Annotated in this window: 10 protein-coding genes, 1 tRNA gene and 1 other RNA gene; 3 read left to right on the top strand and 9 right to left on the bottom strand. The window is 71.8% G+C overall.

What is annotated here, in order from left to right; genetic code table 11:
- Nucleotides 1–24 precede the first annotated feature (24 nt).
- The 5 genes from AB0J02_RS35015 to ffs form a co-directional block, all read right to left on the bottom strand.
- Entirely contained in the window at nucleotides 25–1461 is a 1437-nt protein-coding gene (locus AB0J02_RS35015; RefSeq protein WP_363197880.1) for a N,N-dimethylformamidase beta subunit family domain-containing protein, read from the bottom strand.
- Nucleotides 1462–1719: 258 nt separating this feature from the next.
- A complete protein-coding gene (locus AB0J02_RS35010; protein ID WP_363197879.1) occupies nucleotides 1720–3513 on the bottom strand; it encodes a hypothetical protein in 1794 nt (597 codons plus the stop codon).
- Between the two features lie 369 nt (nucleotides 3514–3882).
- Nucleotides 3883–5142, bottom strand: a complete 1260-nt coding sequence (gene purD, locus AB0J02_RS35005) for a phosphoribosylamine--glycine ligase (protein WP_363197878.1) — start codon at nucleotides 5140–5142, stop codon at nucleotides 3883–3885.
- Nucleotides 5143–5330: 188 nt separating this feature from the next.
- A complete protein-coding gene (locus AB0J02_RS35000; RefSeq protein WP_363197877.1) occupies nucleotides 5331–7505 on the bottom strand; it encodes a DNA polymerase III subunit gamma and tau in 2175 nt (724 codons plus the stop codon).
- An 82-nt stretch (nucleotides 7506–7587) separates the two neighbouring features.
- Nucleotides 7588–7684: signal recognition particle sRNA small type (gene ffs, locus AB0J02_RS34995), an RNA gene on the bottom strand.
- Nucleotides 7685–7792: 108 nt separating this feature from the next.
- Here ffs and AB0J02_RS34990 point away from each other — a divergent pair.
- A tRNA-Ser gene (locus tag AB0J02_RS34990) sits at nucleotides 7793–7880 on the top strand.
- A 304-nt stretch (nucleotides 7881–8184) separates the two neighbouring features.
- On the opposite strand, the gene AB0J02_RS34985 is transcribed toward AB0J02_RS34990, so the two are convergent.
- The gene (locus tag AB0J02_RS34985; protein WP_363197876.1) at nucleotides 8185–9294 is read right to left on the bottom strand and encodes an endonuclease NucS domain-containing protein; all 1110 of its coding nucleotides are present in this window, start codon (nucleotides 9292–9294) and stop codon (nucleotides 8185–8187) included.
- Nucleotides 9295–9761: 467 nt separating this feature from the next.
- On the opposite strand from AB0J02_RS34985, the gene AB0J02_RS34980 reads away from it, so the two are divergent.
- Complete coding sequence (locus AB0J02_RS34980; protein WP_363197875.1) at nucleotides 9762–10646, top strand: hypothetical protein; 885 nt, start codon at nucleotides 9762–9764, stop codon at nucleotides 10644–10646.
- A gap of 335 nt (nucleotides 10647–10981) precedes the next feature.
- On the opposite strand, the gene AB0J02_RS34975 is transcribed toward AB0J02_RS34980, so the two are convergent.
- The 3 genes from AB0J02_RS34975 to AB0J02_RS34965 all read right to left on the bottom strand — a co-directional run bounded on the left by AB0J02_RS34975 (nucleotide 10982) and on the right by AB0J02_RS34965 (nucleotide 13204).
- Nucleotides 10982–11197 carry a hypothetical protein gene (locus AB0J02_RS34975; RefSeq protein ID WP_363197874.1) on the bottom strand — a complete coding sequence of 72 codons (216 nt, stop codon included), beginning with the start codon at nucleotides 11195–11197 and terminating at the stop codon, nucleotides 10982–10984.
- A gap of 206 nt (nucleotides 11198–11403) precedes the next feature.
- On the bottom strand, nucleotides 11404–12630 hold the full coding sequence (locus tag AB0J02_RS34970) for an MFS transporter (RefSeq protein ID WP_363197873.1): 1227 nt from the start codon (nucleotides 12628–12630) through the stop codon (nucleotides 11404–11406).
- Complete coding sequence (locus AB0J02_RS34965; protein WP_363197872.1) at nucleotides 12623–13204, bottom strand: SDR family NAD(P)-dependent oxidoreductase; 582 nt, start codon at nucleotides 13202–13204, stop codon at nucleotides 12623–12625. Before AB0J02_RS34965 ends, AB0J02_RS34970 begins: the two co-directional genes overlap by 8 nt.
- Before the next feature lie 159 nt (nucleotides 13205–13363).
- Here AB0J02_RS34965 and AB0J02_RS34960 point away from each other — a divergent pair, with 159 nt between their 5' ends.
- The gene (locus tag AB0J02_RS34960; protein WP_363197871.1) at nucleotides 13364–16630 is read left to right on the top strand and encodes a BTAD domain-containing putative transcriptional regulator; all 3267 of its coding nucleotides are present in this window, start codon (nucleotides 13364–13366) and stop codon (nucleotides 16628–16630) included.
- Nucleotides 16631–17140: the final 510 nt, after the last annotated feature.

The raw sequence follows: 17140 nt of genomic DNA, 5'->3' as shown, positions 1-17140 counted from the left end.
GGGGGCCCGTGGGCTGCTGTGCGCTCAGTCTCGTTTGCAGATGCGGTCGAGCAGGTTCGCCGTCGCCCGCTGAACCCGCGGGTCCACGTGGCCGGGGCGGTCCAGGGCCGGGGACCACGCGAACGTCCCGGACGCGAAGACCAGCGCGCCCGACGGCGCCCGGTACAGGGACGTCTCCTGGTGCCGGCGGGCCCTGTCGCTGTCCCGGTAGGGGGAGTGGGCCAGCAGGATGCGGTCCTGGTGCTCGGGCAGGGCCGTACGCGGGAAGTAACGGTCGGCCTCACCGGCGACCAGGCCCTCGATCTCGTCCCCCTCGTGGGCGCCGGTCGCCTCCCACAGCCAGTGGTCCGCGTTCCGTACGACCAAGGGGTACGGCTCGGGGACGCGGCCCGCGTACTGGATGCCCATGAGCTGCTGCTCGGGTCTGTCGATCTCCCGCCACAGGGAGGCCTTGCCCGGGCCTCTGCGCTTGCGGCAGGTGAGCAGCCGGTCGGCGACGCCGGACGGGGACGGGCCCAACTCGACCTGCCAGTACATGGTGTTGGCGGAGAGGAAGACCAGGGACGTGCCGTTCTCCCGGGCCAGCTCGGTGGTCCGGCGCATGTTCGCCGACCAGTACTCGTCGTGGCCCGGGAAGACCAGGCCCCGGTAGCGGGCCGGGTCGATCCGGCCCGCGTGCAGATCGCGGGCGTCGGCGTACGCGAGGTCGTACCCGTACCGCTCGGCCCAGCGGATGAAGTCGTAGGCGTGGCCGACGTGCAGGGGCAGGCCCGCGCCCGCGTACGGGCGGTCGAAGGAGACCGTGATCGCCGCCTCGCTCTCGCCGAGGAGCCGGCCGTCCTCGTCCCAGGCGTGGTAGAGGCTGGCGCCCGTGCGGCCGTCCTCCGGATAGAGGTTGTACGCCTGCCAGGTGATGTCCGGGAGCAGCAGGAGCAGGTCGGCGGGCTGGGAGTCGCGGACCGTGAAGGGGACGTGCGAGCGGTAGCCGTCGACGGTGGTGAGGACGGCCACGTACGCCCCCACGTTCCAGTACGACGGGATCTGCAGCCGCCAGGACAGCCACCAGTGGTGGCAGGAGACCGTGCGGTCGGCGGTCATCGGGGCGGGCTGGACGATGCCGGAGAGCCGGGGGCTCGTGGTGATCTTGCAGGCGCCGTCACCGCCGTAGTGGCCGATGCGGTAGATGTCCACGGTGAACTGCTGGGGCGGGTCGACCGTGATGTGGAAGTCGATCGCCTCGCCGGGCGCGGCCGCGCCGGTCGAGGTGAAGCCCTTGATCTGCCGGTGCACGTCGTCGGCAGTCCGGGGGTTGCTGGAGCGCGGCGCCGGAATGTCACTGGCGCCGGGGGTGTGGTCCACGTACCAGGGGACGACCTGACCGGTGTCGCCGAAGTAGTGCTCGCTGCCGCGCAGCCAGGGCAGCGGGCCCTGGCCGAACGGGTCGCTGACGGCATGTGCCATCGCTCCGGACTCCCAGCGGGGCGTGCGCGCGCGGGGCCTCGGGGCAGCGCTCTGCCGCGCCACTTCCTCCGCGTGACCCGCGCTGTCCGGCCCCATGGCCGCTCCCCTCCCACGCTCTCCCCCGAGCCTTCGTGCGCGGTGTTGTTCCGCGACCGGTCCCAGCACATCACATTACGCACGCATCTCGTCACCGTTCGTCGTGAATTGGCGCGAGCGGAACAAGTCCCTCCAGTTGTGGGCAGGGAGCCGGGGCGGCGGTCAGACCAGGCGTACGGGCTTCTCCGGGCGGACGCCGAGCCGGGCCAGCCAGCCCTTGAGGGGCTCCGGGTCACCGTCCTCCACCAGGCTCAGGACGCGGGGCGCAAGGTCCCCCGCGCGCTCCCCGTCGACCAGCAGCGCGGGGCCGTCGAGCCAGTCGAGGCCCGGGGCCGCGCCGGCCGTGTCCACGGCCGCGCAGCACACCATCGCGGTGACGTGGTCGGCCAGCAACTCCCGGCCACTGCGCGGCGGTTGCAACGGGAACAGCGGCAGCGCGCCCTCGTCCCACAGCGCGCCGTCCGGGCCCTGGCTCGTGGGCGCGGGGGCCGGAGGACGCGCGTCCTCCTCGCGGGCCAGCTCGGCGCTGAGCCCGGCGGAGAGGGAGTCCGCCTCGGGGCGGGGGGCGGGGGTGAGCAGTGCTTCGAGCTCGGCGTCGGTGTAGGTCTCGGGGGCCTGATCCGGGTCCAGGGCGGCGCTCGGTGTCGGGGTCGAGGGGGCCGTCTCCTCCGGCAAGGGGCCCGGACCCGTCGCGAGGTGGTCGAGGACGCGCGCGAGGGTCGGGCCCTCGGAGGCGGAGGCGGCGGTCCGGGTGCTGTGCACGCCCAGGGTGTCCAGAACCCGGTGCAGGCGGGCGGCGTCGGTGCGCCACTTGCGGTCCACGACCTCGTCCGGGTACTCCTGCCAGTCCACCGGCGCCCAGTCGGGGCCCGGCTCCGCGGGGCCGCCGTGGAAGAGGCGGGCGGCGAGCAGGGAGGCGGCCTCGTCCACGATGCCGGGCTCTTCGAGGAGATCGCAGGCCGGGCGCTCGCCGAGCCGGGAGGTGAAGCCCTCCGCGAGCCGGTCACGCCGGGACAGCTCGGTGAGGGCGGCGACCACCCCCACGTCCAGCCGGGACGGCCAGCGGCCCATCCGCCAGGCGGGCAGCGCGACCCGGGTGAGCAGCCGGTCCCAGCCCGCGTACGCGAGCCCGACCTGCTCCTGGGCGACGATCCTGAGGCCGTAGTCCACAGCCTGTGCGCGCTCGGCGCCGGCCACGGCGACCCCGCGCTCCATCTCGGCGGCGTGCACCCGGCAGCCGCTCAGCAGCAGCCGCGCGACCCGGCCGACACCGCCCAGGACGATCCGGGCCACGAGCCCGCGCCCGGGCGTCGCGGCGACCGCGACGGCGGCGTCCAGGCCGCGCACGAAACGCCGGGCCGCCGCTATGTCGGGATGGGCCGAAGGACCCGTACCGGCGACGACCGGGGCGAGGACGGCCCGCAGCTCGGCCACCCGCATCCACCACAGGAACGGGGAGCCGATGACCAGGACCGGCGCGACCGGCGCCTTGGCGCCGGCATCCGCACCGGTGCCGTTCGCCATGGCGTCCACGGAGGGGCGCGGCGGGCCGTGCGCCGGATGCGTACGGTCCTCCAGCCAGCTGTCGCAGTCCGGGGTGAGCGCTATCGCCGACGGCGCCGGGACGTCCAGGCGGTCGGCCAGGTCGCGCACCATGCGGTACAGGTCGGGAGCGGTGGCCTCGGCGATCGGGACGGTCGGGCTGAGGGCGGGCCTGGCCCGCGCCACGACCAGTGCGACGGTCACCGCGGCGAGCAGCACCAGCACCGCCAGACCGGAGACGGTCACACGCGCGACGTCCCAACCGCCGCCCGTCAGACGGCCGGTGGCGCCGCCCGCGAGCAGGATCACCGACGCGGCCGCGGGCAGCAGGGCCAGCGCTGTCGCCCTGCCGCGGATACGCAGCACGGCGACGGCCCGGGAGCGCGCTGCCTGCGCGCCCGCTTCCACACTCATACCGGACACGATCGATGTCACCCCCTGCTGCCTGTGCCTCTTGTCCGGCCGCGGACCGAGACCCGCGGCAGAACACTGGTGGCGTTGCTCACTCCCCCACTGTGGCACCCACCAACGACATCGCAATGCCGGTGGTCCGTCTGGTCCTGTCCGTACCGGGGACAGGTCCTGCCGGGCGGTGGTTCGGCTTCGCGGGTGCCGGAACTCCGTGCGCCGCACCCTAGTTGGGAGCAGGGGCATCGTCAGCCGGATGGGCCAGCGGTCACTCGATGGAATGGCTTTGGGTAAAGGTGGCTGACAGCGGGAGGCCGGGCGGGAGAGGGTGGCACCCGCCCGGCGCCTCTGTTCGGATGTCCGGACCGGTCGCGGTCAGCTTTCGGCGGCGGCCTTCGCGGCGATGTCCGTGCGGTGCTGGGACCCGTCGAGGTCGATGCGGGTGAGCGCGGCGTACGCGCGCTCGCGGGCCTGCGCGAGGTCGGTGCCGGTCGCCGTGACCGACAGCACCCGGCCGCCCGCGCTGAGGACCGGCCCGTTCTCGCCGTCGCGCTTGGTCCCGGCGTGCAGGACGTACGCGTTCGGGGCATCCTGTGCGGCCACCGCGTCGAGCCCGGTGATCGGATCGCCGGTGCGCGGGGTGTCCGGGTAGTTGTGCGAGGCGATGACGACGGTGACGGCCGCGTCGTCGCTCCACCGCAGCGGCTCCAGGTCGGCCAGCGTGCCGTTCGCGGCGGCGAGCAGGACGCCTGCCAGCGGCGTGCGCAGGCGGGCGAGGACGACCTGCGTCTCGGGGTCGCCGAACCGGGCGTTGAACTCGATGACGCGGACGCCGCGGCCGGTGATCGCGAGACCGGCGTAGAGCAGACCCGAGAAGGTCGTGCCGCGCTTCTTCATCTCGTCGACCGTCGGCTGCAGGACCGTGTCGAGGACTTCCTGCACCAGCTTGGGGTCGGCCCACGGGAGCGGCGAATAGGCGCCCATGCCACCGGTGTTGGGGCCCTCGTCGTTGTCGAGCGCGCGCTTGAAGTCCTGAGCGGGCTGGAGCGGGACGACCGTCGTGCCGTCGGTGATCGCGAAGAGCGAGACCTCGGGTCCGTCGAGGAACTCCTCGATGACGACGCGCTCGCAGGCGTTCGCGTGGGCGCGGGCCTTGTCGATGTCGTCGGTGACGACGACACCCTTGCCGGCGGCGAGGCCGTCGTCCTTCACCACGTACGGGGCGCCGAACGCGTCGAGCGCCTCGTCGACCTCTTCCGGGGTCGTGCAGACGTAGGACCGGGCGGTCGGCACACCCGCGCCCGCCATGACGTCCTTGGCGAACGCCTTGGAGCCCTCCAGCTGCGCGGCCTCGCCGGACGGGCCGAAGACCGGGATGCCGGCGGCGCGGACGGCGTCGGCGACGCCTGCGACGAGGGGGGCCTCGGGGCCCACGACGACGAGGTCGGCGTCCAGCTTCCGGGCGAGGGCTTCGACCGCGGCGCCGTCGAGCGCGTCGACGGGGTGCAGTTCGGCGACCTCGGCGATGCCTGCGTTGCCAGGGGCGCAGTGCAGGGCGGAGACGGCGGGGTCGAGGGACAGAGAGCGGCACAGGGCGTGTTCGCGGGCGCCGCCGCCGATGACGAGGACCTTCACGTCGGTCAGCCTATCCGTCCGCGCGGTGTGCTCTTGTACGGCCTTCCCAATGCGGGGCGGGCTCGGGCTTGTGGGTTTCTCCAGGTGAGCGGGCAACTGCGGGCCCGGCCCTACTCGTACTCGTACTCGTACTCGTACTCGTACCTGTACCTGTACCTGTACGCGTACTCGTCTGCTCGATTGCTCGTTTACTCGTTGCTGAATTCCTCGACCACCGTCGCGCCCAGCTCGCGGACGATCAGGTCGTGTCCCGACAGGGCGTTCTCGTCCAGGTCCGGGTCGTCGTCCTCCGGGATGTCGTCCTCCACGGAGACCGGGCGGCGAGCCGGGGCCGGTGCCGGGGACGGCGTGGAGGGGGCCGGTGCCGGGGCGGGCGCCGGGGCCGAGGTCGGGGCCGCCGGGGCCGGGGCCGGTGCGGGAGCGGGGGCCGGGGGCGGGGTGTAGCCGCCTCCGAAGCCGCCGGGGGCGGGCGGCGGCGGGGGGCCGCCCGCGGCGTCGACCACCGCGTCGACCTTCCAGTGCACGCCGAACTGTTCGGTCAGAGCCGCCTTCAGTACGTCCTCGCTGCCGCTGCTCGCGAAGTTGTCCCGGGCGCCGGCGCTGACGAAACCGAGCTGGACCGTGGTGCCGTCGAAGCCCGTCACCTGCGCGTTCTGGCTGAGCAGGATCCAGGTGAAGCGGCGCTTGTTCTTCACCGCCTCCAGGATGTTCGGCCAGAGGGTGCGGGGGTCCGGGCCGCCGACGGGCGCCGGTGCCGCGGGCGGGGCGGCCTGTTGCGGAGCGGGGGCGGTCGGCGCGGGGGTCGCGGGGTCCGCCGGCGGGGCGGGCGGGCGGCCGGTACCGGCGGATGCGGCGGTGGGCCAGCCGCCGGGCCTGCGCGCTCCACCCGCGGCGCCTGCCGGGGCAGCGGTGGGCCAGGCGCCGGGGGCCGCGGGGCCTGCCGGGGCGGTGGGTTCGGCGGGGGCCGGGGGCGCGGCCTCCTGGGTCGGAGCGGGAGCCGGGTCAGGCGCCGGGGCAGGCGTCACGGGTGCCGGAACCGGGGCGTCCGGGGCGCCGCCGCGCACCGCCGCCCTGGCCGCGGCCGGGCCGCCACCGGGTGCGACCGGTGCCACGGGGCCCGGCGCGGGCGGGGCGGGTGCGTGGGCATCGGGCCCGGGAACGTACGCCATGGCAGGGCCGGGGCCCTGCCCGCCCGGGGTGAAGACGCCGCCACGCTCGATGCGGTCGAGGCGGGCCATGACGGAACGCGGGTCGTCGTAGGCGGCGGGCAGCAGCACGCGCGCGCAGATCAGCTCCAGCTGGAGGCGCGGCGAATTGGCACCGCGCATCTCGGTCAGGCCCTCATTGACGAGGTCGGCGGCGCGGCTGAGCTCGGCGGCGCCGAACGTCGAGGCCTGCGCCTGCATCCGCTCGACGACATCGGCCGGGGCGTCGATGAGCCCCTTCTCCGCCGCATCCGGAACCGCGGCCAGGATCACCAGATCCCGCAGCCGCTCAAGAAGATCGGTGACGAAGCGACGCGGGTCGTTGCCCCGCTCGATGACGTGGTCCACGACCTCGAACGCGGCGGCCCCGTCACCGGTGGCGAACGCCTCGACGACGGAGTCGAGCAGCGAACCGTCCGTGTACCCGAGCAGAGAGGTCGCCATGGCATACGTCACACCGTCCTCACCGGCCCCGGCGAGCAACTGGTCCATCACGGACATCGAGTCACGCACGGACCCGGCCCCGGCGCGCACGACGAGCGGCAGCACGCCGTCCTCGACGCGGCTGTCCTCCTTGCCGCACACCTCGCCCAGGTACTCGCGCAGGGTCCCGGGCGGCACGAGCCGGAACGGGTAGTGGTGCGTACGGGACCGGATCGTCCCGATGACCTTCTCGGGCTCGGTGGTCGCGAAGATGAACTTGAGGTGCTCCGGGGGCTCCTCGACGACCTTCAGCAGCGCGTTGAAACCCGCCGACGTGACCATGTGGGCCTCGTCGATGATGTAGATCTTGTAGCGGCTGGACGCAGGCCCGAAGAAAGCCTTCTCGCGCAGGTCACGGGCGTCGTCCACACCACCGTGGGAGGCCGCGTCGATCTCGATGACGTCGATCGAACCCGGCCCGTTGCGTGCGAGGTCCTGGCAGGACTGGCACTCACCGCACGGCGTCGGCGTGGGACCTTGCTCACAGTTCAGACAGCGGGCCAGGATGCGCGCGCTGGTCGTCTTGCCGCAGCCGCGCGGACCACTGAACAGGTACGCGTGATTGACCCGGTTGTTCCGCAACGCCTGCTGCAGCGGGTCGGTCACATGCTCCTGCCCGATGACCTCGGCGAACGACTCCGGGCGATAACGGCGGTACAACGCGAGAGACGACACGCATACGAGGTTATAGGCGACCACTGACAACCCGGCCCCGCCCGAACCAGACACCCGCCTCGCGACCGCGTCCGTCCGGGAACGCAGACGCCCCCCACGCACCCGCCAGAGCCAACCTACCCTTGCTGCCTTCCGGCCCTGGGGGAGTTCAGTCAGATAGCGCCACGTGAGGGGCTGCGCCCAGAATACATGCTCCGGACCGTGCCCAGGGCCGGAGGAACGCGCTCGTTCCGGCCAGAGGGGAACGTGTTCGCGAGCACTCCCCAACGTCTTGTATTGTTTGCCGCGGAGGATTCGCCTAGTGGCCTAGGGCGCACGCTTGGAAAGCGTGTTGGGGGCAACCCCTCACGAGTTCGAATCTCGTATCCTCCGCCAGTGCCTCACCGGGCACTAACGTCGAAGGCCCCGCTGCTCGCAGCGGGGCCTTCGACGTTGTCCGTCTCAGTTTTCGTCTCAGTCGGCTTCTGGGGCAGTTGGATGCGGCTCCCAGAGAGCATGCGCGACCTGCCGCGACATCGGCCCGGTGACGTGGATGTACCGAGCGCGCATCGGGCCGCGCCACCGGCCACATCACTAGCGGTTCCGACGACGTACACGCGGCGTCGCCACAACAACGAAGCAGCGGATCGCCGGGGTCACCGAGAAGCTCGACGAGGCTGAAGGACCCCATCGGGAAGCGTCAACCGTTGCCGAAGTGGCGGGAGACCTCTTCGATCGTGAAGCGGGCCCGCAGCTTGCAGGCAGAGTTCTGGTTCGCGAAGAGGCCCGTCCGCCAGAACGCCTCCTCCCGTGGCACGGAACGCTCCCAATCGACGGGAACGATCCACTCCCGGCGGTCCGCGGTGTCGCTCGCCGACACGGCCGAACCGTTCTCGGGCCAGTAGCCGCCCTGGAGCGGGAGGTCACTCATCCGTCGGCTCGCACCGTCGACGATGAGGACAGCATCGTCGAAGGGGCGCGCCTCACCGGACACCGTGCCCACGCCTACGTACCCCGCCTTGGGGATGTGCGTGAACACCCGCGCTCCCACGGGCAGGGAGCGGATCGTTCGGGAGAACCAATCCCCACCGCCGGCAGACACAAAGCCGTGTCGGCGGGCATCGTCCCAGCTGCGCCCGCCTGGCTCGTCTCCGAAGGAGACATACCAATCGGTGCCGTTCCACGGCTCTTGCTTCGCGCGTCTCTTGGTTCCTGCGGGCGCCACCGCCGCCTCGGCATCATCGATCAACCAGGTGCGGGCGAGGTAGGCGCGCCCCTCGTCCTCGAAGTGGCGGAAGAACAGAACGTTGAGGGGAACCTGGTAACCGGACGCCAAGTAAGTGACGATCCGTTCCGTCGCTGCATCGATCTCGCTCGCGACGACGGTGAGGGTGTGGGTGCTGTTCAGTTCCTCGGGCGGGCTGCCGCCGAAGCGCAGCGCGAACGCCTCGTCCAGTTCCTCCGCCAGTCCGCGTCCCCGGGCATACGTGGCGTAGATCTCGCGTACTTGCTCGTTACTGAGGTCCTGCACCCACGAGCCGTAGTCGAGCAGCTGAGCGACGACCTCGCGGGGCGTGCGGTCCCGCTTGAGCTCCAGGACGCACAAGCCCCCCTCCACGTCCATGCCAAGCAGGTCGATGAACTTGCCGTGATCGGTCTGCACCTGTCGGCCGATCAAGAGAAGCGGTCTCCCCAAGATCTCCGCATCGGCCTCTATGAGCTCTTCCAGCCGAGCCTCCAGCCTCATCGGCCGCGTAGTTACCCGGACCGGCTTGTCGTCCACCCGCCACAACCCGAACTCCAACGGCATCGTGCGCTCCTTCCCGATCTGGCATCCACCGCAAGGCAATAAATCTGAGCCCCGTGACGCGTAAAGATCACCCCATGGCTCTAACGCCGACCAGGTCTCCCCCAGGAAGTTGGTGAGTCTGCTGCACTGCTTCCGCCGCCGTACCCCCAGCCCAGCGCCAGGAGACAGAACTTGCGACGGAAAGCCGTACGTTGGCCTGCCTGGCCGCAGCTTCGCGAGGCAACGCTGAAGAGGGCATCCCGCAAACCGCAACACCTTCGTCGGCCGCCCCGCTGAGGCCACCAGTGTCGGCTCGTCCGCCGCGTCGCCGCCGAATTGCAAGCCGGACCCGCAGCTGTGCCGTCGCACAGGTGAAAGCACGCCAACAACGATGAACTACCTTCTTCGGGCCGGTCAGCCGACTCAGGGGGAGTGACGAAGGCATGCGTCGTCGAGAAGGCCCTGGCCATCTACAACGGGACCTATCAATGACGTACAACTTCCTCACTGTGAAGCCCCTCGACAACCAGGCCGTCGCTGAGGGACTCGCCCGCTGCTTCGGCCTGTCCGTCCAAGACGTCGACGTAGCTGACGAACATACTGATCAGGACCTCCGGAACTGGGACGCCCCGATTCTGTGCGAGAAGACGACGGTTCACGGTGACGTGACAACTTCCCTGGACATCTACGCTCAGGAAGGCATCCAGCCACGGCCCAGCGAACCCGATCTCGCCGCTGCTTTCGCACGTGCAGTCCAGGGTGTGGTCCTCTACCCGGCCGAGGAGATCCTCCCCAGCGCCTACTGGCTCGCGACGGACGCCGGCATGATCACCCGGACCCGTCTCCTGGCGTCCGACGACGAGGACCCCTCGTACACGATCGACGCTGTTGAAGTACCCGTGGCCCGTCTCCCGCAGACACCAGTCACCCGACTCCCGGAGATCGTGCGCGAACAACGGAAGCCGACTCCGGTCGCTGATCGCTTCGGTGATCTTCTGAGCACCCTTGGCGCCGGCGACGGCAACGTGCCAGGCACACCGCAATGGCAGGCCAAAGACTGCCTGGGCGCATGGGAACAGCTCGTCCGCACGATGGGAGACGACTGGGCACCGGCCAACTGGTATCCCGCAGACCTCTACCTGGAACGCCTCGAAGCACGAGACGAACTGGAAACGATCCGGCGGCAGCTCACCCACCAAGCCGTCGAACTGCTGAAGCTGGCTGTGGAGCCATTGGACGCACGGTTCCTGGAACTCACGATCCAGGACGGCACGTGGATCAACGAACTCCCCCGACCTTCGAAGCCGGGCGGCGCAACGTCCCAGAGCCACGACTGGTGGTGGCGTCGGCGCCCTGACCCGCTCCCCTGGTGAACGCCTGCCGACAGGCCCAGAGGCGGGCGCAGGGCGGAGCACCGGGCCAACCGTGGTCTCAGTTCCGGTCTCATTCACGCACGTCCGGGATCGTTCACTGGTTTCCTCAGGATCGCCTCCGCGGCAGGTCAGGAAACTCCTGCACCCGACCGAACCCCCAGACGAACACCTGGAAAGCGTGTTGTGGCCAACCCCTCACGAGTTCGAATCTCGTATCCTCCGCCAGTGCCTCACCGGGCACTAACGTCGAAGACTGCCTCGGCGAGAACGCCCGGGGCTTCTACCCCCTGGGCAGGTACGCAGGGGCATGTCCGGGCGTTTTCGCGGCTGGTGACTCACGGGCTGCCCGCCTCCGTGATGCCCTGGGCCACCTGGCCCACGGCGTTCAGTACTCCCTGGCCGAAGTCTGTCGGGGCTATGAGCAGGCCGAAGACCATCACGATGGCTACCGTCAGCCATTGGTCCGCGCGGGTGCGGGGCTGCACGTCTCGGCGTATGCGCAGGAAGATGATGACGGCGAGCAGGACCGCCACGTTCAGCGTCAGCACCATGGGGACCCCCATCCCGGCCGGCTCTGCCGGCACGCCTCCGCGCCTCGCGTGTATGACAGCACGCATCTATGACGGTACGTAAGAAGGCCCTGGCCGGAGGTGATGGTTTTTCGGTCAACTGAGCCTGTGCGAGGAGGGGTTGGCTCCGCGGCGAGCTGGTCTTCGCCGGGGAACCCGCCTGGTTTCGGTCGATTTCCGGGTGCGTGTCAGACCGAGGGGAAGCCGTGCCTGCGGGATGTCAGGATCACGGCCAGTGTCGGGGTCAGGAGCAGCAGTACCGTCCAGGGGAACGAGGGCGAGCCGGCCAGGTCGAGCAGGACGCCGCCTGCCATGCCGCCGCCCGCCATCGCCACGTTCCACAAGGTCACGAGCATCGCCTGGGCGGCGTCCGCGCGGTCACCGCCCGCACGGCCCGCCGCGGTCTGCAGCAGGGTCGGGATGCCGCCCCAGCCGAGGCCCCAGAGGGCCGCCGCGACGTACACGAGCGGCGTGCTCTCGGCGAAGAGGGCGAGGAGGAGTGCGGCCGCCGCGACCAGGAGCGTGCCGGCGACGGTGAGGGCGCGCAGGGCGCGGTGGATGCGCGTTCCGACGATCCAGATGCTCAGGAGCGAGGCCGCGCCGAAGACGAGGAGGATCACGTCCGTCGAGCCGCCCATGCCCAGGTCGTCGAGGAACGTGGCGATGTACGCGTAGAGGATCGTGTGCGCCAGGACGAAGAGCAAGGTGACCGCCAGGACGGCGGTGACGCCCGGGACGCGGAGGGCGGAGCGCATGGGGGTGCGGGCGGCGTGTTCCCGGCCCGGGTGGTCGGGGACCGTCAGGCGGATCCACAGCAGCAGGGCGACGGTCAGCGCCGTCATCGCGAGGAAGGCGGTGCGCCAGCCGAGCGCCGTGCCGAGGAAGGTGCCCGCCGGAACGCCGAGCGACAGCGCCACCGGGATGCCCGCCATGGCGATCGCGATGGCCTTGCCCTGCAGGTGGGGTGGGGCGAGGCGGCGCGCGTAGCCGGCGAGCAGGGCCCAGGCCAGGCCGGCCGCGACGCCGGCGGCGAAGCGGGCCGTCATCGTCAGGGCGTACGAGGAGGAGAGCGCGGTCACCGTGTTGGCGACGGCGAAACCGGTCATCGCGGTCAGCAGGAGCCGGCCGCGGCGCCAGCCCGCCGTGGCGGCGGTCAGCGGGATCGCGGTGAGGAAGGTGCCGACCGCGTAGATCGTGACGGTCTGGCCCGTCGCCGACTCACTCGCGCCGAGCGCTCCGCTCATGGCGGGGAGGAGGCCCGCCGGGAGGGTTTCGGTGAGGCTCGTGATGAAGACGGCGGTGGCCAGGGCCAGGAGGGCGGGGAGGGGGAGTCTGGTGGGGGCCGGTGCCGCGGGGGGTGTGCTCGGGTCCCGCTGCTTGTTCGCGGTACTCGCGTCGAGGTCGATGTCAGACATGGCGGGGGTCTCCGGGTTCGTCGGGCGTTACGTCCACGGGAAGTTCGGTGTTCTTGGTGAGCGGGGAGTCCGCCGCGAGGAACAGGGCCGCGCGGGCCGCCTCGTCGGCGGAGCCGCGGCGTTGCATCTGGTCGTCGCCGTGGCCTCCGGCGACCGTGTTCACGCGCACTCCCCTGGCCGCGGCCTCCCGGGCGCAGGCACGCAGGGCGGGCTGGCTGGCCGGGCAGCCGCTGAGCACGACGGAGCCCTCCGGGGTGAGCAGGGGGAGCAGGGCGTCGAGGGTGGCGCGGACCTCGGCGGCGGCGGTGCTCGGCGAAGTGTCCGGGCTGCCCGCGTGGACGAAGAGGTAGTCGACATGGCCGAGGCGCGTCGCCACCGCGTCCGGGGCCGGGGTCGTGCCGGTCAACAGGTGGGCGGTGCGGCCCAGTTCCGTGCGGGCCTGCGGGAGGGCGGCGGGGTCGCGGGCCGTGACCAGGATGCGGGCACCGCCCTCGACGAGGCGTTTGGCGATGGCCAGCCCCGTGCCATGGGCTCCGCCGGTGATCACCGCGGTTCGGCCGGTGTATTTGGTCATGGGGGGACTTTGGGGGGCGGTGGTTCGGGTCGGCTGAGGGTTCGCTGAGGGTTCACTGATGGTCGCCATCGGTCGCTCTCGATTGCTGATGGTCGCTGATGGTCGCTGACGATTTGGCAGGGGCCGGGGTCCGGAGGCGTCGGCGGGTACCGTTTCCGCATGTGGTTCGGGGTGTTGGGGGCGCTCGTCGTGCGGGGGCGCGACGGCGGCGTGATCGGCGTGCCCGAGGTGAAGGTCAGGACGTTGCTGGCCGTGCTGCTCGCACAGGAGGGGCAGAGCGTCTCCGTGGACCGGCTCGTCGAGGAACTGTGGGGCGCGCGGCCGCCCGCGAACCCGGCGAACTCAACGCAGGCCAAGGTCTCCCAGCTGCGTCGGGCCATCGGCCGGGAGCGCGTCGTGCTGCAAGGCGGCGGGTACCGGCTGGTGCTGGAGGACGCCGAGATCGATGCCGCCGCGTTCCGGGGGATGGTGGAGCGGACGCGTTCCGTGCCGGATGCGGGTGGGCGCGTACAACTGCTGGAGCGGGCACTGGAGTTGTGGCGGGGTTCCGCCTTCGCCGATTTCGCGGACGCGGAGTTCGCGCGCGGGCCGGCCGGCCAGTTGGAGGAGCTGCGGCTCGTCGCCCGTGAGGAGTGGGCCGTCGCGCGGCTCGAACTGGGACAACATGGGCTGGTGGCCGCGGAGTTGGGAGCCCTCGTCGCGGCCCATCCGTTGCGCGAGCGGCTGCGCGGGCTGCAGATGCGCGCCCTGTACGGGGCGGGACGCCAGAGCGAGGCCCTCACCTCGTACGAGCGCCTGCGTGAGGTCCTCGCGGGCGAACTGGGTGTGGATCCGTCCCCGGAACTCGCGTCCCTGCATACGGCGATCCTCCGTCAGGATCATCGGGATCATCAGGATCTTCGGGTGCTCATGGGACGGCCGGAGGGGGCCGGTGCCTCGGGGGCCGGGGCAGGGGCTCGCGGGGGCGGGCTGCCCGATCCTGGGACTCCCCTTGTCGGCCGCGGCCCTGCCCTTCGCGTTCTGGCCCGGCTTCTCGGCGGCCATCGGCTGGTCACGCTCACCGGTCCGGGTGGCGTGGGCAAGACTCGGCTGGCTCTGGAGACCGCGCGGCAGGCGTCAGGTGCCGATGCCGGTGCCGGTGCCGGTGCCGATGGGGTGTGGCTCGTGGAGTTCGCCGGGGTGCGGGGCGACGCCGATGATCTCGCGGGCGCCGTCGCCGCCGCACTCGGTCTGCACGATGAACCGGCCCGGGGCCGGGGCCCCACGCAGCGGCTCGTCGACGCGTTGCGGGAACGGCGCGGCCTGCTCGTCCTCGACAACTGCGAGCATGTCGTCGACGCCGCCGCCGAGTTGACGTACACGCTGCTGCGCGCCGCGCCCCTCCTGCGTATTCTCGCCACCAGCCAGGAGCCGCTCGGCCTGGCCTCCGCCGGCGAGGCGGTGCACGTCGTGGAACCGTTGGCGCCGGCCGACGCGATCGCCCTGTTCACGGCCCGCGCCGTCGCCTCCGCCCCCGGTTTCGACCCCGCCCGCGACCCGGACGCGATCGCCGAGATCTGCCGCCGCCTCGACGGCATCCCCCTCGCGCTGGAACTGGCCGCGACGCGCGTACGGGCCCTGGGCGCGGCGGAGTTGGCGGCCCGGATCGACGACCGGTTCCGGGTGCTCGGACAGCGGGGCGGGCTACGGGGTGCGCCCGCGCGGCAGCGGACGTTGCGCGCGATGATCGACTGGAGCTGGGAGCTGCTCGGCGCGCCCGAGCGGATCGTGCTGCGCCGGCTCGCCGTGCACCACGACGGCTGCACGCCGCGGGCCGCGGAGGCCGTGTGCGCGGGGGGCGGGGTGGAGCGCGCGGACGTCCTCGACGTCGTGGCACGGCTCGTCGACCGGTCCCTCGTCGTCGCGGTCGACACCCCGGCCGGGCCGCGCTACCGACTGCTCGAATCCGTCTCCGCGTACGCCCTGGAACGGCTCGAAGAGATGGGCGACACCGACGCCGTACGCGATCGGCATCTGCGCTACTACCTCTCTCTCGCCGAGCAGGCCGCACCCCGGCTGCGGGACGGCGGACAGCGTGACTGGCTGCTCCGGCTCGACGCCGAGTCCGGCAATCTGCGCTACGCCCTCGCCACGGCCACCCGCGACGACCCGGCCGCCGCGGCGCGCCTCGCCTCCGCGCTGGCCTGGTGGTGGCTGCTGCGGGGACGGCTGACGGAGGCGTACCGGGCGTTGTCCGGGGTGGCGGATCGCGTACAGGCGGACGGCGTGCGGGGGAACCGTGTGCAGGCGGACCGCGTACAGGCGGACCGCCTACAGGAGCCGGCGTCCGGTGAACTGCGGGTGCTGCATGCCGCGTTCGGACTGCTGACCGGCGCCGCCGCCCCCATCGAGGCCCCGGACACGGGCGCAGGTCCCGCGTCATCGTCCGCCCAGTGGCTCTACGCGTACGGCCTCTTCAACGGGGGCGACCCCGACGCCTGCGGACGCCACCTCGACGCGCACCCGCCGCACCCCGACGATCCCTGGTCCGGCGCCGCCGCCCTCGCCCTGCGCTCGCTGCACGCCCTCATCCGCGGCGACCTCGACACCGTACGGCGGGACGGGATGCGATCGGCGGATCTCTTCCGTCAACTCGGGGACCGGTGGGGCGAGTTGCAGACGGTTCAGCCGCTGGCCGCGCTCGCCGAGATCAAAGGATCGTACGCGGAGGCCGAGCGGCTCGGTCAGGAAGGACTGCGCATCGCGGAGGAGCTCGGTCTCGCCACCGAGGTGTCCGCGCGGCTATCCGGGCTCGGCCGTCTCGCGCTTCTGGACGGTGCCTGGGAGCGCGCCCGTGACCTGCACGAACAGGCGCTGCGCCGGGCCGTCGAACAGGGCTACAAGTACGGCGAGATCCACGCCCGGATGGGGCTCGCGCTGGGCGCCCGGCGCTCCGGTGACCTCGACGCCGCCGAACGTCTCCTCGTCCGGCTCCGTGACTGTCACAGCGAGCTGTCGTCGCCCGCGGGTGATCATTTGCTCGCCGCCGAGTTCGGGTTCCTCGCGGAGGTGCGTGGTGATGCGGCCGGGGCTCGGGACCATCATCTGCGGGGGCTGGACGCCGCGCGGGTTCTTGGGGAGCCCCGGGCGTTCGCGCTGTCGTTGGAGGGGTTGGCGGGGGCCCTGTCCTTGGCGGGGGCCGTGGGGGAGGCGGCTCTGTTGTTGGGGGCGGCGGATGCGGCTCGGCGGGGGGTGGGGGTTCCGTTGCCCCTGGCCGAGCGGGTGGATGTGGCGCGGGTCGAGGCTCGGGTTCTGGCCGCGCTCGGTTCTGCCGGGTTTGGCTCGTGGTTCCGGGTCGGTGGGGGGCTTGATCCTGAAGCGGCACTCCAGCGCGCCGTCACGGGGCTCCGCCCCGGACCCCGCTCCTCAATCGCCGGAGGGGCTTGATTTGACGGGGAGCTCGATTGCCGGAGGCGCTGGAATTGGCGGGGGGCTGGACTCCGGAAGCGCTGGAATTGGCGGGGGGCTGGGTTTCCGGAGGCGCTTGATTTGCCGAAGGGCTGCATTTTTCGGAGGCGCTTGATCGCCGGAGCGCTTGCTTGATCTACCGCGGCACTTGATTCGCCGAAGGGCTTGAGCCTGCTGGAAGGGCTGGACTTGCCGGAAACGCCCGAGACTGCCGGACGGGCTGGAGTTGCCAGAGACGCCCGCGACTGCCGGAAGGACCGAACTCGCCAGAGACGCCCGCGACTGCCGAAAGGACCGAACTCGCCAGTAGGCTGCACTTGCCGGGGCGCTTGAATCTGCCAGAGAACTCGAGTCTGCCGGAGGCGCTTGCGTCTACCGGAGGCGCTTGCGTCTGCCGGAGGCGCTCGAACCTGCCGGACGCGCTTGCATCTACCGGAGGCGCTCGAACCTGCCGGACGCGCTTGCATCTACCGGAGGCGCTCGAACCAC

This window comes from Streptomyces sp. NPDC050264 (assembly GCF_040655895.1).
GTDB lineage: Bacteria > Actinomycetota > Actinomycetes > Streptomycetales > Streptomycetaceae > Streptomyces.
The sequence above is the reverse complement of the archived record's forward strand: the minus strand, read 5'-3'. Positions and strand labels throughout refer to the sequence as shown.